The sequence below is a fragment of the Pseudomonas marginalis genome (assembly GCF_024169655.1).
In the GTDB taxonomy this organism is placed as follows: domain Bacteria; phylum Pseudomonadota; class Gammaproteobacteria; order Pseudomonadales; family Pseudomonadaceae; genus Aquipseudomonas; species Aquipseudomonas paraveronii.
In genome coordinates, this window is the sequence record NZ_JALJWV010000001.1 from 5,833,183 (window position 1) to 5,855,962 (window position 22,780).

The 22,780-nt window shown below is 63.1% G+C and carries 21 protein-coding genes; 13 read left to right on the plus strand and 8 right to left on the minus strand.

Going from position 1 to position 22,780, the window contains the following annotated elements; translation table 11 throughout:
- Nucleotides 1-3: 3 nt before the first annotated feature.
- The 6 genes from J2Y83_RS27000 to pilG all read right to left on the minus strand — a co-directional run bounded on the left by J2Y83_RS27000 (nucleotide 4) and on the right by pilG (nucleotide 9,845).
- Nucleotides 4-459, minus strand: coding sequence for a chemotaxis protein CheW (locus tag J2Y83_RS27000; RefSeq protein WP_247403045.1), 456 nt, complete (start codon nucleotides 457-459; stop codon nucleotides 4-6).
- Nucleotides 452-6,271: an Hpt domain-containing protein gene (locus J2Y83_RS27005; protein WP_253399909.1), complete on the minus strand. Its 5,820-nt coding sequence runs from the start codon at nucleotides 6,269-6,271 to the stop codon at nucleotides 452-454. The genes J2Y83_RS27000 and J2Y83_RS27005 overlap by 8 nt, the downstream gene beginning before the upstream one ends.
- 163 nt (nucleotides 6,272-6,434) lie before the next feature.
- Nucleotides 6,435-8,486 (minus strand): methyl-accepting chemotaxis protein, encoded by a 2,052-nt coding sequence (locus J2Y83_RS27010; protein ID WP_253399911.1) that lies wholly within the window; start codon nucleotides 8,484-8,486, stop codon nucleotides 6,435-6,437.
- A complete protein-coding gene (locus tag J2Y83_RS27015; protein ID WP_247403676.1) occupies nucleotides 8,483-9,007 on the minus strand; it encodes a chemotaxis protein CheW in 525 nt (174 codons plus the stop codon). Before J2Y83_RS27015 ends, J2Y83_RS27010 begins: the two co-directional genes overlap by 4 nt.
- Before the next feature lie 12 nt (nucleotides 9,008-9,019).
- Nucleotides 9,020-9,391 (minus strand): twitching motility response regulator PilH, encoded by a 372-nt coding sequence (pilH, locus tag J2Y83_RS27020; RefSeq protein WP_253399913.1) that lies wholly within the window; start codon nucleotides 9,389-9,391, stop codon nucleotides 9,020-9,022.
- 46 nt (nucleotides 9,392-9,437) lie between these two features.
- A complete protein-coding gene (pilG, locus tag J2Y83_RS27025) occupies nucleotides 9,438-9,845 on the minus strand; it encodes a twitching motility response regulator PilG (RefSeq protein ID WP_003176671.1) in 408 nt (135 codons plus the stop codon).
- Between the two features lie 239 nt (nucleotides 9,846-10,084).
- On the opposite strand from pilG, the gene gshB reads away from it, so the two are divergent.
- The 7 genes from gshB (at nucleotide 10,085) to J2Y83_RS27060 (ending at nucleotide 16,113) form a co-directional block, all read left to right on the plus strand.
- Complete coding sequence (gene gshB / locus J2Y83_RS27030; RefSeq protein ID WP_253399915.1) at nucleotides 10,085-11,038, plus strand: glutathione synthase; 954 nt, start codon at nucleotides 10,085-10,087, stop codon at nucleotides 11,036-11,038.
- 77 nt (nucleotides 11,039-11,115) lie between these two features.
- Nucleotides 11,116-12,021, plus strand: coding sequence for an energy transducer TonB (locus J2Y83_RS27035; RefSeq protein ID WP_253399917.1), 906 nt, complete (start codon nucleotides 11,116-11,118; stop codon nucleotides 12,019-12,021).
- Nucleotides 12,022-12,218: 197 nt separating this feature from the next.
- The gene (locus J2Y83_RS27040) at nucleotides 12,219-12,788 is read left to right on the plus strand and encodes a YqgE/AlgH family protein (protein ID WP_253399919.1); all 570 of its coding nucleotides are present in this window, start codon (nucleotides 12,219-12,221) and stop codon (nucleotides 12,786-12,788) included.
- On the plus strand, nucleotides 12,788-13,225 hold the full coding sequence (gene ruvX / locus J2Y83_RS27045) for a Holliday junction resolvase RuvX (RefSeq protein WP_005792259.1): 438 nt from the start codon (nucleotides 12,788-12,790) through the stop codon (nucleotides 13,223-13,225). Before J2Y83_RS27040 ends, ruvX begins: the two co-directional genes overlap by 1 nt.
- A gap of 84 nt (nucleotides 13,226-13,309) precedes the next feature.
- Complete coding sequence (gene pyrR / locus J2Y83_RS27050) at nucleotides 13,310-13,816, plus strand: bifunctional pyr operon transcriptional regulator/uracil phosphoribosyltransferase PyrR (RefSeq protein ID WP_253399921.1); 507 nt, start codon at nucleotides 13,310-13,312, stop codon at nucleotides 13,814-13,816.
- A gap of 24 nt (nucleotides 13,817-13,840) precedes the next feature.
- Complete coding sequence (locus J2Y83_RS27055; RefSeq protein ID WP_247403688.1) at nucleotides 13,841-14,845, plus strand: aspartate carbamoyltransferase catalytic subunit; 1,005 nt, start codon at nucleotides 13,841-13,843, stop codon at nucleotides 14,843-14,845.
- The gene (locus J2Y83_RS27060; protein ID WP_253399923.1) at nucleotides 14,842-16,113 is read left to right on the plus strand and encodes a dihydroorotase; all 1,272 of its coding nucleotides are present in this window, start codon (nucleotides 14,842-14,844) and stop codon (nucleotides 16,111-16,113) included. The genes J2Y83_RS27055 and J2Y83_RS27060 overlap by 4 nt, the downstream gene beginning before the upstream one ends.
- Nucleotides 16,114-16,246: 133 nt before the next feature.
- Here the strand turns inward: J2Y83_RS27060 and J2Y83_RS27065 are convergent, their stop codons facing one another.
- Nucleotides 16,247-16,675, minus strand: a complete 429-nt coding sequence (locus tag J2Y83_RS27065; protein ID WP_253399925.1) for a TM2 domain-containing protein — start codon at nucleotides 16,673-16,675, stop codon at nucleotides 16,247-16,249.
- Nucleotides 16,676-16,925: 250 nt separating this feature from the next.
- Here J2Y83_RS27065 and J2Y83_RS27070 point away from each other — a divergent pair, with 250 nt between their 5' ends.
- Entirely contained in the window at nucleotides 16,926-17,558 is a 633-nt protein-coding gene (locus tag J2Y83_RS27070; protein WP_253399927.1) for a C40 family peptidase, read from the plus strand.
- A gap of 76 nt (nucleotides 17,559-17,634) precedes the next feature.
- Here the strand turns inward: J2Y83_RS27070 and J2Y83_RS27075 are convergent, their stop codons facing one another.
- Nucleotides 17,635-18,669: a type IV pilus twitching motility protein PilT gene (locus J2Y83_RS27075; protein ID WP_253399928.1), complete on the minus strand. Its 1,035-nt coding sequence runs from the start codon at nucleotides 18,667-18,669 to the stop codon at nucleotides 17,635-17,637.
- A 57-nt stretch (nucleotides 18,670-18,726) separates the two neighbouring features.
- Here J2Y83_RS27075 and J2Y83_RS27080 point away from each other — a divergent pair, with 57 nt between their 5' ends.
- The 5 genes from J2Y83_RS27080 to metW all read left to right on the plus strand — a co-directional run bounded on the left by J2Y83_RS27080 (nucleotide 18,727) and on the right by metW (nucleotide 22,764).
- Nucleotides 18,727-19,413, plus strand: coding sequence for a YggS family pyridoxal phosphate-dependent enzyme (locus J2Y83_RS27080; RefSeq protein ID WP_253399929.1), 687 nt, complete (start codon nucleotides 18,727-18,729; stop codon nucleotides 19,411-19,413).
- A 33-nt stretch (nucleotides 19,414-19,446) separates the two neighbouring features.
- On the plus strand, nucleotides 19,447-20,265 hold the full coding sequence (gene proC / locus J2Y83_RS27085; protein ID WP_253399931.1) for a pyrroline-5-carboxylate reductase: 819 nt from the start codon (nucleotides 19,447-19,449) through the stop codon (nucleotides 20,263-20,265).
- A 39-nt stretch (nucleotides 20,266-20,304) separates the two neighbouring features.
- Complete coding sequence (locus J2Y83_RS27090) at nucleotides 20,305-20,892, plus strand: YggT family protein (RefSeq protein ID WP_247407939.1); 588 nt, start codon at nucleotides 20,305-20,307, stop codon at nucleotides 20,890-20,892.
- A gap of 104 nt (nucleotides 20,893-20,996) precedes the next feature.
- Nucleotides 20,997-22,136 carry a homoserine O-succinyltransferase MetX gene (metX, locus tag J2Y83_RS27095; RefSeq protein WP_253399933.1) on the plus strand — a complete coding sequence of 380 codons (1,140 nt, stop codon included), beginning with the start codon at nucleotides 20,997-20,999 and terminating at the stop codon, nucleotides 22,134-22,136.
- A 7-nt stretch (nucleotides 22,137-22,143) separates the two neighbouring features.
- Complete coding sequence (gene metW / locus J2Y83_RS27100; protein WP_247407941.1) at nucleotides 22,144-22,764, plus strand: methionine biosynthesis protein MetW; 621 nt, start codon at nucleotides 22,144-22,146, stop codon at nucleotides 22,762-22,764.
- The last annotated feature ends 16 nt before the right edge of the window (nucleotides 22,765-22,780 follow it).

Here is a 22,780-nt window from a genome sequence, read left to right on the forward strand (position 1 = left end):
TCGTCAGGCCAGCCCAGCCTCAACCAGCAGCGCTTCTAACCCCATCAAATCCGGCACCTTCGCCACATGTTCCCCCACTTGCACCGCCGCCAGCTCCAACGCGCACAGTGGCACATCCACATAACTCAACTGGCTATCGAGCTTGTATGAACGTGGAATCCCCTGGATCACCATCGCAATGAACTTCAATGACGGCCGCCCGCCCAGGGCGTTCAGCACGACGATGCGCGAACGCTCGCCGGTCACGCTGGCTTCGCCGCAGGCTGCTTCGAAGCTGATCAGCGGTAATTGCCGGTCCCGCCAGGTCACTTGTCGCAGATACCAGGGCGGTGCGTCACTGGCCGGTTCGCCGCGCTGGAAGTCGATCAGTTCAGCGATGGCGACGTTGGGCAGCACCAAGTGGCGGTCGGCCAGGGGCAGGAGCAGGCCGGTGAGTTGGCTGGTGCGGTGATCAAGCATGGGACTGGCTCCAATAGGCGATACTTTCCAGCAGCACCGACTCCTGATACGGCTTGCCGAGGTAGTCGTTGACGCCGATGGCCATGGCACGGTCGCGGTGTTTCTGGCCGGTGCGGGAGGTGATCATGATGATCGGCAGGCGCATCAGCCGTGGGTCGTTGCGCACCCGGATGGCCACTTCGAAACCGTCCATGCGCGGCATTTCGATGTCCAGCAGCATCAGGTCCGGGGTGTGTTCTTCCAGCACGGCCATGGCGTCGATACCGTCCTTGGCGGTGAGCACGTTCATGCCGTTGCGTTCGAGCAGGCGGCTGGTGACTTTGCGCACGGTGACCGAGTCGTCCACCACCAGCACCAGCAGCGGGCGCTTTTTCAGCGGGACGTTGAGCAGCAGCGGGACGTCCACCACCTGGGCCGGCAAGGCCGGTTGCCGGGCGCGGATGTGGGCGAGCAGGTCGATGATCAAGACCACCCGGCCATCGCCGAGAATGGTCGCCCCGGAGAGCCCCTTCACCCCGGCAAACTGCGGCCCCAGGCCCTTGACCACGATCTCCCGGGTGCCCGCCATGCTGTCCACCTGCACCGCCACGTGCCGTTCGTTGTACTGCACCAGCAGCACCGGCAACGGCTGGTACAGGCCCAGCAGTTTCGGGCGGGCGACGGTGTGCAGCAGGTCGCCGAGGTAAAACAGCTCATAGCGCTGGCCGGCGTATTCATACCGCGGCGGGTCCAGTTGATAGTGCCCTTCCAGCTCATGGGGCAGCACGCGCACCAGGCCTTCGATGGTGTTGAGCGGGATCGCGTATTGATCGTCCGCGCACTGCACCATCAGCGCGCGGTTGACCGAAACGGTGAACGGCAGGCGAATACGAAAATGCACGCCCGCCCCCGACGTCGAATCGATCGACATCGAGCCGCCGAGCTGGCGCACTTCTTCATGCACCACGTCCATGCCCACGCCACGCCCGGAAATCTGGGTGATCTTTTCCGCCGTGGAGAACCCCGGCTGCAGGATGAACTGCAACACGTCGCGGTCGCTGATCTCTTGATCCGGAGCGAGCAAGCCGCGCTTGATCGCCTTGCGCCGCACCGCCTCAAGGGGCACGCCGGCGCCGTCGTCGCGCAGATCGAAGACGATATCGCCGCCTTCGTGGGTCAGGTCCAGGGTGACCCGGCCCTTCTCGGGTTTGCCGGCCAACAGCCGCGCCTCGCGGGATTCCAGGCCGTGATCGACGGCGTTGCGCAGCATATGTTCCAGCGGCGCGACCATGCGTTCCAGCACGTTGCGGTCCATCTCGCCCTCGGCGTTGCCGACCACGAATTCCACGTCCTTACCCAACTCCTGCGCGACCTGGCGCACGATGCGCTTGAGGCGCGGCAGCATGCGTTCAAAGGGCACCATGCGCGTGCGCATCAGGCCTTCCTGCAATTCGGTGTTGATGCGCGCCTGTTGCTGCAACAGGTCGTGCGCATCCTGGTTGCGGCGCTCAAGGGTTTCCTTGAGGTCGAGCACGTCGGAGGCGGACTCGAACAGTGCGCGGGACAGTTGCTGCAACTGTGAATGGCGGTCCATTTCCAGCGGGTCGAATTCTTCGTAGTCCAGGCGCTCGGCTTCGGCCTGCTGACGGCTGAAGAGGCGGCCCTGGGTTTCGGTGTCGAGCCGACGCAGTTGGTCGCGCATGCGCTCGAGGGTGGTCTCCATCTCGTTGAGGGCAACCTGCGCGTCGTTGACCTGCTGTTCGATCCGGCCACGGAAGATCGAGGTTTCGCCGGCCAGGTTAACCAGATCGTCCAGCAGGTCGGCGGAGATTTTCACCATGTCGGCGGTCGGGTCGCTGGCTGTTTCGGCCTTGCCCGTCACTAATGCCACCGGCACCACCGGCTCTTTGCTCGGGTGGACCAGGCTTTTGATGCGCTCGATGAGTTTGTCCACCGAGCCCACCGGCAAGCCCGCCGCCACCGCGTCAATCATTTGCGCCAGGCGGTCGTGACAGCCTTGCAGCAAGGCGAACAACTCGGGGGACGCCACGAGCAAACCGGAGGACAAGCCTTCGTAGAGAAACTCCAGCTCATGGGCCAGATCGCCGATCGGGCCGATCTCGACCATGCGCGCACCGCCCTTGAGGGTGTGCAGGTCGCGCAGCAGGGTTTCGACTTCCTGGCGGTTGTTGGGCTCAGCCTGCCAGCGCAGCAACGCCGCCCCCGAGCTGTCGAGAATGTCGGCGGCTTCTTCGAGGAAGATATCCAGCAATTCCGGGTCGATGCCCAAAGTCTGCGCAGCAGCGGCCTGCGCCGCGGGCGGGCTGCTGTGGCGCAATCCCCGGACGCTGGCGATCAATTCGCTAGAGTCGCTCAACGGCTGATGCTGTTGCAGTTGGTCCAACTGCAACGCCAAGTGCTCATGGCTGGCCATCAGCACCTGGGACAGCTCATGGGAATAGCTGTAGCGACGGTCCACCAGGCCTTCGTAAAGGCCTTCCAGCTCGTAGGCCAGGTCGCCAACAGGCCCGATCTCGGCCATGCGTGCGCCGCCCTTGAGGGTGTGCATGTCGCGCTGCAACGAGGTTAACGGCGCCACGCCCTCGGGTTCCAGCAGCCAGCGTTTGAGGGACTGCCCGGCGCTGTCGAGGATATCCACGGCTTCTTCGAGGAAGATCTCGACGATCTCATCATCCACCACCGCGTGCCGGTCCAGCCGGGCCGTCGCGGCGCCCAGTTCGGAGATGCTCAGCGCACGGCTGCCGTCGCTTTTGATCAGGCCGGTGGCGGACGGATCAAGAGCGCCTTCCAGCAGCTCGCGCAAGGCTTGCATGCGCGCCGGGGCCGGGCTGATTTCCTGGCCGGCAGCCAGTTCGTCGAGCATGTTGATCAGCGCTTCGTGGGCCTGTTCGGCCTCCTGGAAAAACTGCTCGCTGACCGCCAGGCTGCTTTCTTCCACGGCGCCGTACAGGTCAAGCAAGGCTTCGCAGAGTTCGTCGATGGTGTGCAGGTCGGCGAGGTGCGCGCCCTGCCCTAGCGTGGTCAATTCATCCAGCAACGCGGTCAGTTCCTGGCGTTCGCCAGGGTGTTGTTGCCAGCGGCGCAGCAGGCTTTCGGCGTCGAGCAGAATGTCCATGCCCTGGGCCAGGAAGTTGGTGATCAGGTGCGGATCACGCTTGATCCGCAGGCCGGTGCTCGGCGCGTCGAGCTGGGCTTGAAGCTGATGATCGAGCAGGCTTTGGGTGCGGTCGATCAGGTCGGCGGCACCTTTGATCGGTACCAGCGGGTCGCCGTTCAACTGGCGCAAGCCACGTTGGAACAGATCCTCGGCCTCCAGCAGCAGTTCTACTTCATCCAGGTCCAGCGGCAGGCGGTGGGCCTTGTACTCGCGGGTCAGGTGATCGAGCGGGCGCGCCAGTTCGGCGATCGGCAGCACGCCGGCCATATAGGCGCTGCCTTTGAGGGTGTGCAAGGCGCGTTGCAGCTCATCGCTGACTTGCAGCGGCACATGCTCGGCGGCTTGGCGCAGGAAGTGGTTGAGGCTGTCGAGGTGGCTCTGGGCTTCGTTGCGGAAGATCTCCAGCAGCATCGGGTCATGGGGTTCGGCCGCCGGCACGGCGGTACCGCTGGCCAAGGCGTGGGCGCGCGCGGCCAGGGCGTCGACCGCATCCCGTTGGCGCTGGGCGCCGGCGGCGAAGTCGGCGATCAATTCCGGCAGCAGGGCCACCGCATCATCCAGCACGTGTTGCACCTCGGGGCCGGCGGCCACGCTGCATTCCAGCACGCGATTGAGCAGGTTCTCCACGGCCCAGGCCAGTTCCGCCAGCACCAGGGCGCGCACCATGCGGCCACTGCCTTTGAGGGTGTGGAAGGCACGGCGCATTTCGCCGAGGGCGGTTTTATCGACGCCGCTCGGCAGATGGTGGTGCAGCACCTCAAGGACCTCGGCGGTTTCTTCGAGGAACACTTCACGCAGTTCGTCGTCGATCGGCTCTTCACCGGCTGGCGGCGGCAGCAGGCTGCCGGGGCGTTGCAGGGCGGGCGGGTTCAAGCGCGAAGCAGGATTGGCCAGCGCGTCGAACTGGGATTGGCTCGGCGCGATCTCCGTCGACAACGCGCCGTCCGGCGCCACCAGCGCCTGGCGCCAGGGCTTTTCGGCCGGCAGGTAACCCAGCGCGGCCAGGCCCTCGGTGGCCAACTCCAGCACCCGTTCGCCAGCGGCGTCGGGGTCTTGGAGCATGCGTTCCAGGTAGTACTCCAGGCCGCTGATCACGTCGGCGAAATGCGCCAACTGCTCTTCGGACGGCACTGCGTCGTTGATCATCAGTTGTTCATCGACGTAATCGGTGCAACCGCGCATCAGGCTCGCCGCGCGTGGCAGTGGAATCATCGCCAGGGCGCCGCGCACCTGGCTCAACAGTTCCGGCAGGGATTCCAGGCGCTGGCGCTCCCACTGGGCGTCGATGCAGTCGATCACCAACTCTTTGGCTTGCTTGAGGCACTGGCAGGACTCGCGGATCACCAACTGATGAATCTGCGTCAGGTCGGTGGTGGGCAGGCGGCTTTCTTCACGGCCTTGCGGCTCGACCGTGCCGACCATCCCGGCCAACGTCGCTTCGACGTAGAGCAAGGCGCCGGCGACATCCATCAGCACCGCATCGTTAGGTTCGCGCTGGCCCTGGGCCAGGCTCAACACCACGGCAAGCTGGTCGATGATGACTTTGCGCGGCTGCCCAAAGCCCAGCACCGCGAGGGTGTCGGCGATTTGCCGCAGCGGCGCCAGCAGCGCTTCGAGGTCGCTGGTGTGTTGACGGTCGCTGCGCACGAACAGGTCGAGGCGTTCCTTGACCCGCACCAGCTCTTCGCACAACGCGCCGAGCACCGAGCCCATGGCATTGCGGTCCGGCCCGGCCAGGCGCGCGCGTTCGGCATCGACCACGGCGCTGTCGGGCAAGGCTTCATCGAGGCCGTAGCGTTCTTTCAGGCTTTGCATGCGCGGCGTTGGCCGGGTGACTTTGGCGACGTAGAACAGCAGGCTCTTGAGCAGTTCATCCGGCGCCGGCTGGTTGATGCCGCCAATGCCCTGGGCGAGCAGGCGCTTGAGTTGTTTGTCGCTGGCCTTGAGCAGGCTGCGCAGCGCCGGGCTGTTGGCGATCACGCCGGTCAGCATGCCCTCGACCAGCGCCGAGGTGACTTGCCACAGCGGCAACAGCGGCGCGCCCTGGCACAGCGCTTCGAGGCGGGCGAACACCCGCGCCATGTCCTCCAGGTTGCTCGGGCCGTGATCTTCACGCAGCAACCCGGCCAGGGCTTGTTGCAGCAGCAGATGCCACTGGCGCAACTGATCGCTCAGGTCGGGCGGCGCGCGTTGCGCCAGCGTCTCCTCGGGCAACGGCGCAATCGACAGCAATTGCGGGCTGAACAGGCTGGTTTCCGACAACAGGCTTTCACCGCGCGCACTGCGCAGGTCGTTGAGCAGTGGCAACACCACCAGCGGCAAGTCGCGGCGGGCACTGTGGATGCGGTCCAGGTACAGCGGCAATTGCCCGAGGGCCTGTTGCAGCAGGCGGATACTTTCATCGCGCTGGCTGACGCGCCCGGCCTGCAGGGCCAGGACCAGGGCTTCGATTTCTTCGGCGAGCAGCGCGGCACCGTAGAACTCGACCATTTGCAACGCGCCATGCACCTGGTGAATGCACGCCAGGCAGTCGCCGAGGGTCTCGTTGTCAGTGGTTTCGACAAACGCGTCCAGCGCCGAACGGGCCTGTTTCAGGGTTTCGGCAATGTCGCCCTTGACCCATTCGAGGGCCACGTAGTCGTGCCGATCAACCATAACTGCTCCGCTTAGAATTCATGAGTTGCTGGTGTTCTTGAAACAAAGAGAGAGATCACATGTGGGAGGGAGCTTGCTCCCGATGGCAGTGGGTCAGTCAATGAATCAGGTGACTGATACACCGTCATCGGGAGCAAGCTCCCTCCCACATTTGGATTGCATTTCAATCATCAGCCTGCTTGGGCGCCGGCAAGGTGAACCCCGACACCGAGCGGCGCAACTGGCTGGCCATTTTCGCCAGGTTGCCGATGCTCTCGGCGGTGGCGGTCGAGCCCGACGACGTCTGGGTGGTGATTTGCTGGATCACGTTCATGGTCAGCGAGATCTGCCCCGCCGACGACGTCTGTTGCTGCGCCGCGTTGGAAATACTCTGGATCAGCGCCGCCAGGGTTTTCGACACGCCTTCGATCTCTTCCAGCGCCACCCCGGCGTCCTGGGCCAGCCGCGCACCCCGCACCACTTCGGTGGTGGTCTGTTCCATGGAGATGACCGCTTCGTTGGTGTCGGCCTGGATCGCCCGCACCAGGGTTTCAATCTGCCGCGTGGCCGCCGACGAGCGCTCGGCCAGGCGTTGCACTTCATCGGCCACCACCGCAAAGCCGCGTCCGGCATCCCCGGCCATGCTCGCCTGGATCGCGGCGTTGAGCGCGAGGATGTTGGTTTGGTCGGCGATGTCATCGATCAGGCTGACGATGTCACCGATCTCCTGGGACGACTCGCCCAGGCGCTTGATGCGCTTGGCGGTGTCCTGGATCTGTTCGCGAATGTTGTCCATGCCGTGGATGGTGTTGTGCACCACTTCATTGCCCTTGTTGGCGATTTCCACCGAGCGCTCGGCCACCGCCGAGGACTCAGCGGCGTTCGCCGACACCTGGTCGATGGACTGGGCCATCTGTTCGATCGCGGTGGAGGCCTCGGCGATCTGCTGGGCCTGGTGTTCCGAGGCCTGCGCCAGGTGCATGGCGGTGGCCTGGGTGTCCTGCACCGCGCCGGCGACCTGGCCGGCGGTGAGGTTGATGGTGGCGACGAGGTCGCGCAGTTGGTCCACGGAATAGTTGATGGAGTCGGCGATGGTGCCGGTGAAGTCCTCGGTCACCGAGGCGGTGACGGTGAGGTCGCCGTCGGCGAGGTCCTCGATTTCATCCAGCAGGCGCATGATCGCGTTCTGGTTGCGCTCGTTCTTCTCGGCGGTTTCCCGCAGTTGCTGGTTGGTGGCGCGGACCATCACCAGGCCGATCAGGATGATCGAGGCCAGCGCCAGCAAGCCCAGCACATAGCCGCCGATCGTATCGAAACTGCGCCCACTGGCCAGGTTTTCAAAGCCGGTGGCCAGGAGCGAGGCTTCATCGAGCAGGGTTTGCGAGAGGTTGAAAATATTGTTCGCCGAGGCGCGGACCTGGAACAGTTGCGGCGAGGTTTCGAGGATCTCGTCCACGGAGCCTGAGACAAACTCGAACAGCTCGGCGATTTCTGTCAGGCGCGCCCGCGCATCGTGGTCCTCGACCTGGGTGATGCGCAGCCCGGGGTTGCCCTGGAGCATGCCGGTGAGCACCTGGCCGAAGCGGTTGGCATCGCGGCCAAAGGCATCGGCAGCCTGCACGGCAGTTTCGTCACCGGCCAGTACGGTGTTGACCGCCCCCAGGATACGCTCGGCCAGCAACGACTGACGCTGGGCCAGGGCCACCTGGCTGGCCGGGGCGCCGCGTTGCAGCAGGATATCCACGACCTTTTCCGATTCCATTTGCAGTTGCGGCACGGTTTCGGCCAGGGTCGCGGCAACTTGATGCAACGACAGCACGGTCTGTTCGCTGGCGAGGATCGCGTCGGTATTTTTCAGCAGCGCTTCCCAATCGGTCTGCACCGCCCGCATCTCTGTACGTACCGCACTCGGCGCGGCGGGCAGGCCGGTGTCCGGGTCGCCCTTCTTCAGGTAACCCCAGCGCCGGGCAAAGTCATTGCGCGCCTCCGCCAGCAACTTGAACGCGGCGGCCTTGCCGGCGGCCGCTTCGGTGGCGTTCTTGGCGATACGCTGGGACAGCACCCGCAACTCACCGGCGTGGCCGATGTACTGCTTGTCGTAGGTGGACTGGGTGTTGAGGTACGCGAAGTTGGCGAACAGCAACATGATGAATATGATCAGCGCAATAAACAGCACGATGATCTGCGAGCGGCTGCGCGAGACCGCCTGGGGTTTGGGCGTGGTAGCAGTGGTCATGCGGCAACATCCATGAAGCCAGGGGCCTGCGCCAGAGCGAAGGGGCTGAAGACCTGCCAGCGCTGATCAGCGTCGAACTGGCCGCGGATAAAGGACGCGCAGGCGGGGGCGCTGGGCAACAATGCGTCTTGTGCGAAATGCTGCATACCCACCACCTCGTCCACCAACAGCCCGATAAATATGTCTTGGTATTCCACGACCAATACCCGCCGTTGCTTACCTGTCTTGGGCAGCACATGGCCGAGGAAACCGCCGAGATCCATCACCGGCAGCAGGCGCCCACGCAGGTTAGCGACTCCTCTGATCCAGGTCTTGACCCCGGGCATTAAAGTGCAGCGCGGCTCATGCAGCACTTCGGCGACTTCGCCCATGGGCGCGACAAACCACTGTTCGCCCACGCGAAAGCCGATCCCGCTCCAGCCTTGCAGGCGGGTTTCCTGGGATGGCAGGTCGGCGGCCAGCAGGCGACAGCGGCGGTCGATGTCCAGCAGCAGCTCGAAGGCGGTCTGTGACTCGGTCATGATGGCGTGCCGTCAGCCGGCCAACACCTTGTTCAGGGTGGCGATCAGGGTTTCTTCGTCCACCGGCTTTGTCAGGTAATCCCTGGCGCCCTGGCGCTCGCCCCAGATCTTGTCGGTTTCCTGATCCTTGGTGGTAATGATGATGATCGGTATCGAGTTGATGCTCGGATCGTTGTGCTTGCTCAACTGGCGCGTGGCCTGGAAGCCGTTGAGGCCCGGCATGACGATATCCATCAACACCGCATCGGGCTTCTCCCGGGACGCAAGTGCCACGCCGTCGGCGCCATTTTCGGCCTTGAGGACCTGGTGCCCGTGCTTTTCCAGCATGCCGCTCAGCTTGTACATTTCGGTCGGCGAATCGTCGACGATCAGAACACGTGCCATGGTTTTCCCCACTACATTGGTAGACGCACGCCCTTGTGAGGTTGCGTCAGTGTGCTTGTTCTACTGCGGCGAAACCGGGCACGTAGGCCTTGATCGCACTCAGCAGTTCTTCCTTGCTGAAAGGCTTGGTCAAAAACTGATCGACACCGACGATGCGCCCCTTGGCCTTGTCGAACAGGCCGTCCTTGGAGGACAGCATGATCACCGGGATCGACTTGAACGCCGGGTTGTTCTTCACCAGGGCGCAAGTCTGATAGCCATCCAGGCGCGGCATCATGATGTCGACAAAGATAATGTGCGGGTGATGATCCACAATCCGGGCCAGGGCATCGAAACCATCGATGGCCGTGATGACATCGCACCCCACGTTCTTCAACAGGGTCTCGGCGGTGCGGCGGATCGTTTTCGAATCGTCGATCACCATCACTCTCAAGGCGTTGGAATGCTGTTCCATATCTGCTCTACCATCGCCACAGCGAATCGGTTTTCGGTGTGTACTGCCTGATACTGCCCAGAATGAGCGCCAGAAGCCTTGGAATTCAAGGGCCACTGCACCGTGGCAGTCTTTTTAGCACAGTCTCGTGGAGCAATCTATCGAGCGGCCCGCTAGGTGGTTTTTCCTTGACCCACAACAGCCGCAGCGCCACTCTGACGCCACTTTTATGCGCCCTAATTTGCTAGAGGAAATCCCCCATGAGCGTTCGCGTCGGCATTGTCATGGACCCTATCGCCAGCATTTCCTATAAAAAGGACAGCTCGCTGGCCATGCTCCTGGCCGCCCAGGCCCGCGGCTGGAGCCTGTTCTATATGGAACAGCGTGATCTTTACCAGGGCGACGGCCAGGCGCGTGCGCGGATGCGTCCGCTCGAGGTGTTTGCCAACCCTGAAAAGTGGTTCGAGCTGCAAGACGAAATCGACAGCCCCCTGAGCGACCTGGACGTGATCCTGATGCGCAAGGACCCGCCGTTCGACATGGAGTTCGTCTACTCCACCTACCTGCTCGAGCAGGCCGAGCGCGCCGGCGTGCTGATCGTCAACAAGCCGCAGAGCCTGCGCGACTGTAATGAAAAGCTGTTCGCCACGCTGTTCCCGCACTGCACGCCGCCGACCGTGGTCAGCCGCCGCGCCGATGTGCTGCGCGAATTCGCCGCCAAGCACGGCGATGTGATCCTCAAGCCGCTGGACGGCATGGGCGGCACCTCGATCTTCCGCCACCGCGCCGGCGACCCGAACCTGTCGGTGATCCTCGAAACCCTGACCGCCCTGGGCACCCAGCAGATCATGGGCCAGGCTTATCTGCCGGCGATCAAGGACGGCGACAAGCGCATCCTGATGATCGACGGCGAACCGGTGGATTATTGCCTGGCACGCATCCCGGCAGCCGGCGAGACCCGCGGCAACCTGGCGGCCGGCGGGCGTGGCGAAGCCCGGCCTTTGTCGGACAAGGACCGCTGGATTGCCTCCCAAGTCGGCCCGACGCTGCGGGAAAAAGGTTTGCTGTTTGTAGGCCTCGACGTAATTGGTGAACACCTCACCGAAATCAACGTCACCAGCCCGACCTGTATTCGCGAGATCGACAATGCATTTGGCACGAACATCGGCGAAATGCTGATGGCCGCGATTGAACGCAAGCTACAAGCCAAGTGACATAGAACAGCCGGACAGCCACCAACATTGCGTTATCATGCGCCACCTGTGAAACGCGCGATGTTGGTTTTCTTGTCATGACGCTCCCGTCCGATCTGCCCTTCGAACCCTCCCCAAGCGGCGTGCGCCCGGCTGATCGGCTCGGTTTTACCCTGTTTCTCGCGGCATTGATTCACCTGGTGCTGATTCTCGGCGTGGGTTTCACCATGGTCGAACCCAAGCAAATCACCAAGACCCTGGAAATTACCCTCGCCACGTTCAAGAGCGAAAAGAAGCCCGAGAAGGCCGATTTTCTCGCCCAGGACAATCAGCAAGGCAGCGGCACGCTGGACAAGAAAGCCGTGCCCAAGACCACTGAAGTGGCGCCGTTCCAGGACAACAAGGTCAATAAAGTCACCCCGCCGCCGGCCGCCAAGCCCGAAGTCAAGCAGACCGCGCCCAAGCCCGTGGTGACCACCGTCGCGCCGAAACCGCAAAAAGCCCCGACCCAACGCGAAAAATCCAAGACCGAGCCGCAACCCGAGCCCGTCAAGCCGGCGCCGACCTTCGACAGTTCGCAGCTCTCCGACCAGATTTCCAGCCTTGAAGCCGAACTGGCCAATGAGCAACAGCTCTACGCCAAGCGCCCGCGCATCTACCGCCTGAACGCGGCGTCCACCATGCGTGACAAAGGCGCCTGGTATAAGGACGAGTGGCGCAAGAAGGTCGAACGCATCGGCAACCTCAACTACCCGGACGAAGCCCGCCGCCAACAGATTTACGGCAATTTGCGCTTGTTGGTGTCGATCAACCGCGACGGCACGTTATATGAAGTGCAGGTGCTGGAATCGTCCGGCCAGCCGTTGCTGGACCAGGCCGCCCAGCGCATCGTGCGCCTGGCCGCGCCCTTCGCCCCGTTTACCGGCGACTTGAATGACGTGGACCGCCTGGAAATCATCCGCACCTGGCGGTTTGCCAAGGGCGATCGCCTGTCCAGCAACTGATAACCCCAATCAACACCAATCACTGTATGAGCGAGCTTGCTCGCGAAAAACCTCAACGATAACGAAGCGCTCCAGGCAGAACCGCGTCGCTTTCAAGTTTTTCGCGAGCAAGCTCGCTCCTACAGAAAAGCCGACGGCGCTGTATTCGGATCACTCCCAGCTTGTCAGTTCGCCCCTCCAACGCCACACTAGCGGACATGAAAAATGTCAGCCCGACCTACCTCAAGCACCAATTCCTGATCGCCATGCCCCATATGGCCGACCCGAACTTTGCGCAGACCTTGACCTACATCGTCGAGCACACGGCCAATGGTGCCATGGGGTTGGTGGTGAACCGCCCGCAGGAGCTGAACCTGGCCGATATCCTTGAGCAACTGCGCCCGGAGATCGACCCGCCGGCCCGTTGCCAGGGCGTGCCGATCTATATCGGCGGGCCGGTGCAGACCGATCGCGGTTTTGTACTGCACCCAACCGGGCCGAAATTCCAGGCCACGGTGGACCTCGACGGCGTGTCGCTGTCCACGTCCCAGGATGTGTTGTTCGCCATCGCCGACGGCGTCGGCCCCGAGCAGAGCGTGATCGCCCTCGGCTACGCCGGTTGGGAAGCCGGGCAGTTGGAGGCCGAACTGGCCAGCAACGCCTGGCTGACCTGCCCCTACGATGCCGACATTCTGTTCAACACCGCCTGCGAACTGCGCCTGGACGCAGCGGCTGCCAAGCTGCGGGTCAACCTCAGCCTGCTGACCAGCCAGGCGGGGCACGCCTGATGGCCTTGCGTCTGATCCTCGGCTTTGACTACGGCACCAAACAGATCGGCGTGGCAGTCGGCCAGGTCATCACCGGCCAGGCCCGCGAGCTGTGTACCCTCAAAGCCCAGAACGGCATACCGGACTGGAATCAGGTCGAAGCCCTGATCAAGGAGTGGAAGCCCGACGCGGTGGTGGTCGGCCTGCCCTTGAACATGGACGGCACCCCCAGCGACATGTGCCTGCGCGCCGAAAAGTTCGCGCGCCGCCTCAACGGCCGCTACAACCTGCCCTTTTATACCCACGATGAGCGCCTGACGACCTTCGAGGCCAAGGGTGAGCGCCGCGACCGTGGCGGGCAGAAAGGCAGCTACCGCGACAACCCGGTAGACGCCATCGCCGCCGCATTGCTGTTGCAGGGTTGGCTGGATGAAAACACCGCGTTATTTGAATCCTGACTGACGCGGCTTGCCGCGTCTTTTTACGTTTGAGCCCGGACCTTGCAGGCAACCCCTGCCGCGCAAGGCCTTGAAGGAGCGACCATGAGCCTGCCAAACCCCGCCGAACTGATCAGCCAGATGGCGATTCGCCTCAAGGCCCACCTGAAACACCGTGCCATCAGCGAGCCGCGCTTCATCGGCATCCGCACCGGCGGCGTGTGGGTGGCCCAGGCGCTGCTGGAAGAGTTGGGCAGCGATTCGCCGTTGGGTACGCTGGATGTGTCTTTCTACCGCGACGACTTCAGCCAGAACGGCCTGCACCCGCAAGTACGCCCGTCGGCCCTGCCGTTCGAGATCGAAGGCCAGCACCTGGTGCTGATCGACGACGTACTGATGAGCGGCCGCACCATCCGCGCCGCGCTGAACGAGTTGTTCGACTACGGCCGCCCCGCCAGCGTGACCCTGGTCTGCCTGCTGGACCTGGACGCCGGCGAACTGCCGATCAGCCCGGATGTGGTCGGCGCCACCCTGTCGCTTTCAGCCCAGCAGCGGGTAAAATTGTCCGGTCCCACGCCGCTCGTACTCGAACTGCAAGACCTTGCCCTTTAAACCGCCTTGTAAAGAGTCCCCGCGATGACGCCTCTAGATGCCAAGCGCCCGCTGCAGCTCAATGCTCAGGGCCAACTGCAACACTTCTTGTCCCTCGACGGTTTGCCCCGTGAGCTGCTCACCGAAATCCTCGACACCGCCGACTCGTTCCTCGAAGTCGGCGGTCGCGCGGTTAAGAAAGTCCCGCTGCTGCGCGGCAAAACCATCTGCAACGTGTTCTTCGAGAACTCCACGCGCACCCGCACCACCTTCGAACTGGCGGCCCAGCGGTTGTCAGCCGACGTGATCACGCTGAACGTGTCCACTTCGTCGGCGAGCAAGGGCGAAACCCTGCTCGACACCCTGCGCAACCTCGAAGCGATGGCAGCCGACATGTTCGTGGTACGCCACGGCGACTCCGGCGCCGCGCACTTCATCGCCGAGCACGTGTGCCCGCAGGTAGCGATCATCAACGGCGGCGACGGCCGTCACGCCCACCCGACCCAGGGCATGCTCGACATGCTCACCATCCGTCGGCACAAGGGCAGCTTTGAAAACCTCTCGGTGGCCATCGTCGGCGACATCCTGCACTCGCGGGTCGCGCGCTCGAACATGCTGGCCCTGAAAACCCTGGGCTGCCCGGATATCCGCGTGATCGCGCCGAAAACCCTGCTGCCCGTCGGCATCGAGCAGTACGGCGTGAAGGTCTACACCGACATGACCGAAGGCCTCAAGGATGTGGACGTGGTCATCATGCTGCGCCTGCAACGCGAACGCATGTCCGGTGGCCTGTTGCCGAGCGAAGGCGAGTTCTACCGCCTGTTCGGCCTGACCACCACGCGCCTGGCCGGGGCCAAGCCGGATGCCATCGTGATGCACCCGGGGCCGATCAACCGAGGGGTGGAGATTGAGTCGGCAGTGGCCGACGGCAACCAGTCGGTGATTCTCAACCAGGTGACCTACGGCATCGCCGTGCGCATGGCAGTGCTGTCCATGGCCATGAGCGGGCAAACCGCGCAACGTCAATTCGAGCAGGAGAAGGCCCAGTGAAGCTCAGCATTCTCGGCGCCCGCGTCATCGATCCGGCCAGTGGCCTGGATCAAGTCACCGATCTTCATCTGGAAGCCGGCAAGATCATCGCCATCGGCGCCGCGCCCAGCGCTTTCAACGCCACTGAAACCATCGACGCCAAGGGCCTGGTGGCCGCGCCTGGGCTGGTCGATCTGAACGTCGCCCTGCGCGAGCCGGGTTACAGCCGCAAAGGCAACATCAGCAGCGAAACCCGCGCCGCCGCCGCCGGTGGCGTCACCAGCCTGTGCTGCCCACCGCACACCAAGCCGGTGCTGGACACCTCGGCGGTGACCGAGCTGATCCTCGACCGCGCCCGCGAAGCCGGCAATTGCAAAGTGTTCCCCATCGGCGCCCTGAGCAAAGGCCTGGAAGGCGAACAACTGGCCGAACTGATCGCGCTGCGCGATGCCGGTTGCGTGGCCTTCGGCAACGGCCTGGAGAGCTTCCGCAGCACCCGCACGCTGTGCCGTGCCCTGGAATACGCGGCCACCTTCGACCTGACCGTGATCTTCCACTCCCAGGACCACGACCTGGCCGAAGGCGGCCTGGCCCATGAAGGCGCCGTGGCCAGCTTCCTCGGCCTGCCGGGCATCCCGGAGACCGCTGAAACCGTGGCCCTGGCCCGCGACCTGCTGCTGGTGGAACAAAGCGGCGTGCGTGCGCACTTCAGCCAACTGACCAGCGCCCGCGGTGTGGCCCTGATCGCCCAGGCCCAGGCCCGCGGTTTGCCGGTGACGGCAGACGTGGCGTTGTATCAGTTGATCCTGACGGACGAGGCACTGATCGACTTCTCCAGCCTGTATCACGTACAACCTCCGCTGCGCACCCGTGCCGACCGCGACGGCTTGCGTGCCGCGGTGAAGTCCGGCGTGGTGTCGGCGATCTCCAGCCATCACCAACCCCACGAGCGCGATGCCAAACTGGCACCGTTTGGCGCGACCGAGCCGGGTATCAGCAGCGTCGAGCTGTTGCTGCCGCTGGCAATGACGCTGGTGGAGGATGGCTTGTTGGACCTGCCGACGCTGCTGGCACGCCTGAGCACCGGCCCTGCCGAAGCCTTGCGCCTACCGGCGGGCAAGTTGACTGTGGGCGCCGCCGCGGATCTGGTGCTGTTCGATCCAGCCAGCTCGACGATTGCCGGTGAGCACTGGCTGTCCAAGGGCGAGAACTGCCCGTTCATCGGCCATAGCCTGCCGGCGAGCGTGCGCTACACGCTGGTAGACGGACGCATCAGCTACCGGGCCTAAAGCGGGCTCGGTAAAAAATGTGGGAGGGGGCTTGCCCCCGATGGCGGTGGACCAGTCAGCTTATCTGTAGCTGACCCACTGCTATCGGGGGCAAGCCCCCTCCCACATTAGGTTCTCTATAGAGCTTGAGAGATCAGCGCCCGCCTCTTAGCTCGGCGTTACGGATCGAAATCTGCGTATTCAACGTCCAGAAGTCATACAGCACCCCCAGCAGAAACAGACCGCCGGTCAGCAGGTAGAGCAGGCCAGTGATCCATTTGCCCTGGTACATCCGGTGTACACCGAACACCCCGAGAAACGCCAACAGGATCCAGGCCACGTTGTATTCGATCGGGCCGGCGGTAAAACGCAGGTCGGCTTCACGGTCCATGGCCGGAATCAGGAACAAGTCGATCAGCCAGCCAATCCCCAACAAGCCCAACGTGAAAAACCAGATCGTCCCGGTGACGGGCTTGCCGTAATAGAAGCGATGCGCTCCGGTAAAACCGAAAATCCAGAGCAGGTAACCGATCACCTTGCTGTGGGTGTCTTGCTGCGAAACATCCTGTCGATAGGTGTTCATGGAGTACCTCTTTGGCTGCGATAGATAAATTTTTTCACTTTCTTTGTGACTTTTTTACATGCGCCCGACGTATGGCCGATGGTATCTTCCCTCCCCTGAAAGCCTTATGCCACCTGACTTGTGTAGGACAATTGCGGCGATTCGTCGCGCATTTCCTGAGTTTGACCCCAAGGTTCAGTCGACAAACGGCCTGAGAACGACACAAAAAGCTGTTATAAAGTTGCGCGCAAACCCATAAGAGCCACGCCTAATGCGACCATTTTTCAAGACATGGCTAACCATTTGCCTATTAATGCCACTGGCCGCCCACGCCACCAATCGTGAGCAACGACTTCCTAACGTCAACGGTTTCACCCCTAAAGTTCACAGCACGCCCAGCACGGCCAAATCCGTAAAGCCCACCGTCAGCCGCCCGACTCAACTGAGCAAGGCCCACGGTAAGGCAGCACCCGGCCTGATGGCAGGCAACACCAAGCAAAGCGCCGTGCTCAGCCGCGCCGTTAATGTGCTCGGTACACCTTATCGTTGGGGCGGCAGCAGCCCAAGTAAAGGTTTTGACTGCAGCGGCCTGGTGAAATATGCGTTCAACAACGTTGCCGCCGTGGATTTACCGCGCACCTCCAACGCCATGGCCGCCGGCCACGGGCAGAAGGTTGATCGCAAGGACTTGAAACCGGGCGACCTGCTGTTCTTCAAATTGAAGAGCCGCCAGGTTAACCACGTTGCCATCTACCTGGGCAACGACCGCTTTATCCACGCACCGCGTCGTGGCAAGTCGGTCAGCATCGATACGCTGAAGAAGCCGTTCTGGGACAAGAACTACGTGATCGCCAAGCGGGTTCTGCCGAAAGAACAGAACAACCTGCGGATCGTCCAACGCTGATCTGAAGCTGGAATACAGTACCAATGTGGGAGGGGGCTTGCCCCCTCCCACATTTGATTTCATTGCCCACAAGACCTCATATGTCTGTCGGCACCCTCGCCTTCTCCCGCGCCTCTTCCCGGCTGATCACGCCCTCCGTGACCAACGCCTTCAAACTCATATCCAGCGTCTTCATCCCCAACGCCCCGCCGGTCTGCATCGCCGAGACCATCTGCGCCACCTTGTCTTCGCGGATCAGGTTGCGAATGGCCGGTGTGCTCAGCATGACTTCATGGGCCGCCACACGCCCACCGCCGATCTTCTTGACCAGCACCTGGGACACCACCGCCTGCAGCGACTCCGAGAGCATCGAGCGGACCATGGGCTTTTCCCCCGCCGGGAACACGTCCACCAGGCGATCCACGGTCTTGGCCGCCGACGCGGTGTGCAGGGTGCCGAAGACCAGATGCCCGGTCTCAGCCGCCGTCAGGGCCAGGCGGATGGTTTCCAGGTCACGCAGCTCCCCCACCAGAATCACATCCGGGTCTTGCCGCAGCGCCGAGCGCAAGGCTGCCGAAAAACTCTGGGTGTCGCGATGCACCTGGCGCTGGTTGATCAGAGACCGGTTGGGTTGGTGGATAAATTCGATGGGGTCTTCCAGCGTGAGGATGTGCTGGCGCCGATGCTGGTTGAGGTGATCGACCATCGCCGCCAGGGTGGTGGACTTGCCCGACCCGGTGGGCCCGGTCACCAGCACCAGGCCGCGCGGCAACTGGGCGATACGCTGGAACACCGCGCCCAACCCGAGGCTTTCCAGGCTCTGGACCTGCGCGGGGATGCTGCGAAACACCGCGCCCATGCCGCGCGCCTGCTGGAACACATTCACCCGGAATCGCCCCACGCCGGGCAGTTCGAAGGCGAAATCGGTTTCAAGAGATGTTTCGAAATCCTTTTGTTGATAGCGGTTGAGCAAAGGGCTGAGCAAATCGGCCACGTGAGTGGCTGACAGCGCCGGCCCATCCAGGGGCCATACCTCGCCATCCACCCGCAGCATCGGCGCCAGGCCGGCCGACAGGTGCAGGTCGGAGGCGCCTCGGTGCACGCTTTGCGTGAGTAATTCAGTGATATCCATAGGGCTTTCCATTTCCAGTAGAATGCCGCGGACTCCATATCCACGGGCGCATCCTGAATGTCGACGATAGCAGACAACATTGGCCTGGTTAGCCAGCGCATCCGCGCCGCAGCCGACGCCGTGCAACGTGACGCAAACAGCATCCACCTGCTGGCCGTGAGCAAAACCAAGCCCGCGCAAGCCGTGCGCGAAGCCTATGCCGCCGGGATGTGTGATTTCGGCGAAAACTACCTGCAGGAAGCCTTGGGCAAACAGGCCGAATTAACCGACCTGCCCTTGAGTTGGCACTTCATCGGCCCCATTCAATCGAACAAGACTCGCGCGATCGCCGAGAACTTCGCTTGGGTGCACTCCGTGGACCGTCTGAAAATTGCACAACGCCTGTCCGAACAACGCCCGGCCGACCTGCCGCCGTTGAACATCTGCATCCAGGTCAACGTCAGCGGCGAAGCCAGCAAGTCCGGCTGCACGCCCGCCGACCTGCCGGCCCTGGCCCAAGCGATCAGCGCCCTGCCGCGCGTAAAACTGCGTGGCCTGATGGCGATCCCTGAGCCGACGGAAGACCGCGCCGCGCAGGACGCAGCCTTCGCCACCGTCCGCGACCTGCAGGCCAGCCTGAACCTGCCGCTCGACACACTTTCCATGGGCATGAGCCACGACCTTGAGTCGGCCATCGCCCAAGGCGCCACCTGGGTGCGGATCGGTACCGCCCTGTTTGGCGCCCGCGACTACGGCCAGCCGTGAAATGGCTGACCTCCCACTGAATAAGGACCTGTCATGAGCAACACGCGTATTGCCTTTATCGGCGCCGGCAACATGGCGGCCAGCCTGATCGGCGGCCTGCGGGCCAAGGGCCTGCAAGCCCAACAGATCCGTGCCAGTGACCCCGGCGCCGAAACCCGCGCCCGCGTCAGCGCCGAGCACGGTATCGACACCTTCGCCGACAACGCCGAGGCCATCCAGGGCGTCGACGTGATCGTGTTGGCGGTCAAGCCGCAAGCCATGAAGGCCGTGTGCGAAAGCCTGCGCCCGAGCCTGCAGCCGCACCAACTGGTGGTGTCCATTGCCGCCGGCATCACCTGCGCCAGCATGACCAACTGGCTCGGCGCCCAGCCCATCGTGCGCTGCATGCCCAACACCCCGGCGCTGCTGCGCAAAGGCGTGAGCGGTTTGTATGCAACCGCCGAAGTCAGCGCCGAACAGCGCGACCAGGCTCAGACGCTGCTGTCCGCCGTAGGCCTCGCCGTGTGGCTGGAACAGGAGCAGCAACTGGACGCAGTGACCGCCGTGTCCGGCAGCGGCCCGGCGTACTTCTTCCTGCTGATCGAAGCCATGACCGCCGCCGGCGTGAAACTGGGCCTGCCCCAGGACATCGCCGAGCAACTGGCCGCGCAAACCGCCCTGGGCGCCGCGCAGATGGCCGTGTCCAGCGATGTGGATGCCGCCGAGCTGCGCCGCCGCGTGACCTCCCCCGGCGGCACCACGCAAGCCGCCATCGAATCGTTCCAGGCCGGGGGCTTCGAAGCCCTGGTGGAAACAGCACTGGGTGCCGCGGCACATCGTTCGGCCGAGATGGCCGAGCAACTGGGCAAATAGTCGTCCCCAACCTGCAACAGGACTAGATAGGAATCGAACATGCTCGGAATCAATGACGCTGCCATTTTCATCATCCAGACCCTAGGCAGCCTGTACCTGCTGATCGTGCTGATGCGCTTTATCCTGCAATTGGTGCGGGCGAACTTCTACAACCCGCTGTGCCAGTTCGTGGTGAAAGCCACCCAGCCGTTGCTCAAGCCCCTGCGCCGGGTGATCCCTAGCCTGTTTGGGCTGGACATGTCCTCGCTGGTACTGGCGCTGCTGCTGCAGATCCTGCTGTTCGCGGTGATCCTGACGCTCAGTGGCTACCAGGCCTTGACCCTCCTGCTGTTGCCATGGGCGTTGATCGGGGTTTTCTCGCTGTTTTTAAAGATCATCTTCTGGTCGATGATCATCAGCGTGATCCTCTCGTGGGTCGCACCCGGCAGCCGCAGCCCCGGGGCCGAGCTGGTCGCCCAGATCACCGAACCCGTGCTGGCGCCGTTCCGCCGCTTGATCCCCAACCTGGGCGGCCTGGATATCTCGCCGATCTTCGCGTTTATCGCGATCCAGCTCCTGCAAAGCTGGGTGATCCCGCGCCTTGCGTTCTACGCGTTCATGCCCAAAGAGCTGTTCGGGCTGATCTGATTCAACCCCGCTGGTGTGTCAGGGCCGGATAACCTCCGGCCTTTGCTTGCCGCTAGGGGCAGCGGTCTTTAGACTTACGCCTCATTTAAACGAGAGCAGGGTCGATGCCAGCTGCCTTCCCCCCCGATTCTGTTGGACTGGTCGTGCCCCAAGTGGCGCACTTCAGCGAACCGCTGGCCCTGGCCTGCGGCCGTTCGCTGCCAGCCTACGACCTGATCTATGAAACCTACGGCCAGTTGAACGCCACGGCGAGCAACGCCGTGCTGATCTGCCACGCCTTGTCCGGCCATCATCATGCCGCCGGCTTCCACAGCGTCGACGAGCGCAAGCCCGGCTGGTGGGACAGCTGCATCGGCCCCGGCAAACCCATCGATACCAACAAATTCTTTGTGGTCAGCCTGAACAACCTCGGCGGCTGCAACGGCTCGACCGGCCCCAGCAGCCTCAACCCGGAAACCGGCAAGCCCTTCGGCGCCGACTTCCCGGTGCTGACCGTGGAAGACTGGGTACACAGCCAGGCGCGTCTGGCCGACCGGCTGGGCATCCGGCAATGGGCCGCCGTGATCGGCGGCAGCCTCGGCGGCATGCAGGCCCTGCAGTGGACCATCACTTACCCCGATCGCGTGCGCCATTGCCTGGCCATCGCCTCGGCCCCCAAGTTGTCGGCGCAGAACATCGCCTTCAACGAAGTGGCGCGCCAGGCGATCCTGACCGACCCGGACTTTCACGGCGGCTCGTTCCAGGAAGCGGGCGTGATCCCCAAGCGCGGCTTGATGCTGGCGCGGATGGTCGGGCATATCACCTACCTGTCCGACGACTCCATGGGCGAGAAATTCGGCCGTGGCCTCAAGAGCGAGAAGCTCAACTACGACTTCCACAGCGTCGAGTTCCAGGTGGAAAGCTACCTGCGGTATCAGGGCGAAGAGTTCTCCGGGCGGTTTGACGCCAACACCTACCTGCTGATGACCAAGGCCCTGGACTACTTCGACCCGGCGGCCAACTTCGACGACGACCTGGCGAAAACCTTCGCGGGCGCGTCGGCCAAGTTCTGCGTGATGTCGTTCACCACCGACTGGCGCTTCTCGCCAGCCCGCTCGCGGGAACTGGTGGATGCCTTGATGGCGGCGAAGAAAGACGTCTGCTACCTGGAAATCGATGCTCCGCAAGGCCATGACGCCTTCCTGATCCCGATCCCTCGTTATCTGCAGGCGTTCAGTAACTACATGAACCGCATAATTTTGTGAGAACGCCATGAGAGCCGACCTGGAAATCATCCAAGACTGGATACCCGCCGGCAGCCGCGTGCTCGACCTTGGCTGCGGCGATGGCGAACTGCTGAGCTGGCTGCGCGACCACAAGCAAGTCACCGGCTACGGCCTGGAAAACGACCCGGACAACATCGCCCAGTGCGTGGCCAAGGGCATCAACGTGATCGAGCAGGACCTGGACAAGGGCCTGGGCAACTTTGCCAGCAACAGCTTCGACGTCGTGGTGATGACCCAGGCCTTGCAAGCGGTGCATTACCCGGACCGCATCCTCGACGAAATGCTGCGCGTCGGCCGCCAGTGCATCATCACCTTCCCCAACTTCGGCCACTGGCGCTGCCGCTGGTACCTGGCCACCAAGGGCCGCATGCCGGTCTCGGATTTCCTGCCGTACACGTGGTACAACACACCGAACATCCACTTTTGCACCTTCGAAGACTTCGAAGCCCTGTGTAGCGAGCGGGAAGCCAAGGTGATCAACCGCCTTGCCGTCGATCAACAGCACCGCCACGGCTGGGCGAGTAAACTATGGCCCAACCTGTTGGGTGAAATCGGGATTTACCGGGTCAGCAGCCCGGGCCTGACGGACCACAAGATCGCCGTCTAACTATTTTCGAGGAAGA

Coding starts and splice junctions, on each gene's coding strand:
- J2Y83_RS27065 (WP_253399925.1), bottom strand. CDS start 16,675: ATGAACACCTATCGACAGGATGTTTCGCAGCAAGACACCCACAGCAAG.
- J2Y83_RS27075 (WP_253399928.1), bottom strand. CDS start 18,669: ATGGATATCACTGAATTACTCACGCAAAGCGTGCACCGAGGCGCCTCC.
- metW (WP_247407941.1), top strand. CDS start 22,144: ATGAGAGCCGACCTGGAAATCATCCAAGACTGGATACCCGCCGGCAGC.
- J2Y83_RS27080 (WP_253399929.1), top strand. CDS start 18,727: ATGTCGACGATAGCAGACAACATTGGCCTGGTTAGCCAGCGCATCCGC.
- J2Y83_RS27015 (WP_247403676.1), bottom strand. CDS start 9,007: ATGACCGAGTCACAGACCGCCTTCGAGCTGCTGCTGGACATCGACCGC.
- J2Y83_RS27005 (WP_253399909.1), bottom strand. CDS start 6,271: ATGGTTGATCGGCACGACTACGTGGCCCTCGAATGGGTCAAGGGCGAC.
- J2Y83_RS27090 (WP_247407939.1), top strand. CDS start 20,305: ATGCTCGGAATCAATGACGCTGCCATTTTCATCATCCAGACCCTAGGC.
- ruvX (WP_005792259.1), top strand. CDS start 12,788: ATGGCCTTGCGTCTGATCCTCGGCTTTGACTACGGCACCAAACAGATC.
- metX (WP_253399933.1), top strand. CDS start 20,997: ATGCCAGCTGCCTTCCCCCCCGATTCTGTTGGACTGGTCGTGCCCCAA.
- pyrR (WP_253399921.1), top strand. CDS start 13,310: ATGAGCCTGCCAAACCCCGCCGAACTGATCAGCCAGATGGCGATTCGC.
- pilG (WP_003176671.1), bottom strand. CDS start 9,845: ATGGAACAGCATTCCAACGCCTTGAGAGTGATGGTGATCGACGATTCG.
- pilH (WP_253399913.1), bottom strand. CDS start 9,391: ATGGCACGTGTTCTGATCGTCGACGATTCGCCGACCGAAATGTACAAG.
- gshB (WP_253399915.1), top strand. CDS start 10,085: ATGAGCGTTCGCGTCGGCATTGTCATGGACCCTATCGCCAGCATTTCC.
- J2Y83_RS27070 (WP_253399927.1), top strand. CDS start 16,926: ATGCGACCATTTTTCAAGACATGGCTAACCATTTGCCTATTAATGCCA.
- proC (WP_253399931.1), top strand. CDS start 19,447: ATGAGCAACACGCGTATTGCCTTTATCGGCGCCGGCAACATGGCGGCC.
- J2Y83_RS27000 (WP_247403045.1), bottom strand. CDS start 459: ATGCTTGATCACCGCACCAGCCAACTCACCGGCCTGCTCCTGCCCCTG.
- J2Y83_RS27010 (WP_253399911.1), bottom strand. CDS start 8,486: ATGACCACTGCTACCACGCCCAAACCCCAGGCGGTCTCGCGCAGCCGC.
- J2Y83_RS27035 (WP_253399917.1), top strand. CDS start 11,116: ATGACGCTCCCGTCCGATCTGCCCTTCGAACCCTCCCCAAGCGGCGTG.
- J2Y83_RS27055 (WP_247403688.1), top strand. CDS start 13,841: ATGACGCCTCTAGATGCCAAGCGCCCGCTGCAGCTCAATGCTCAGGGC.
- J2Y83_RS27040 (WP_253399919.1), top strand. CDS start 12,219: ATGAAAAATGTCAGCCCGACCTACCTCAAGCACCAATTCCTGATCGCC.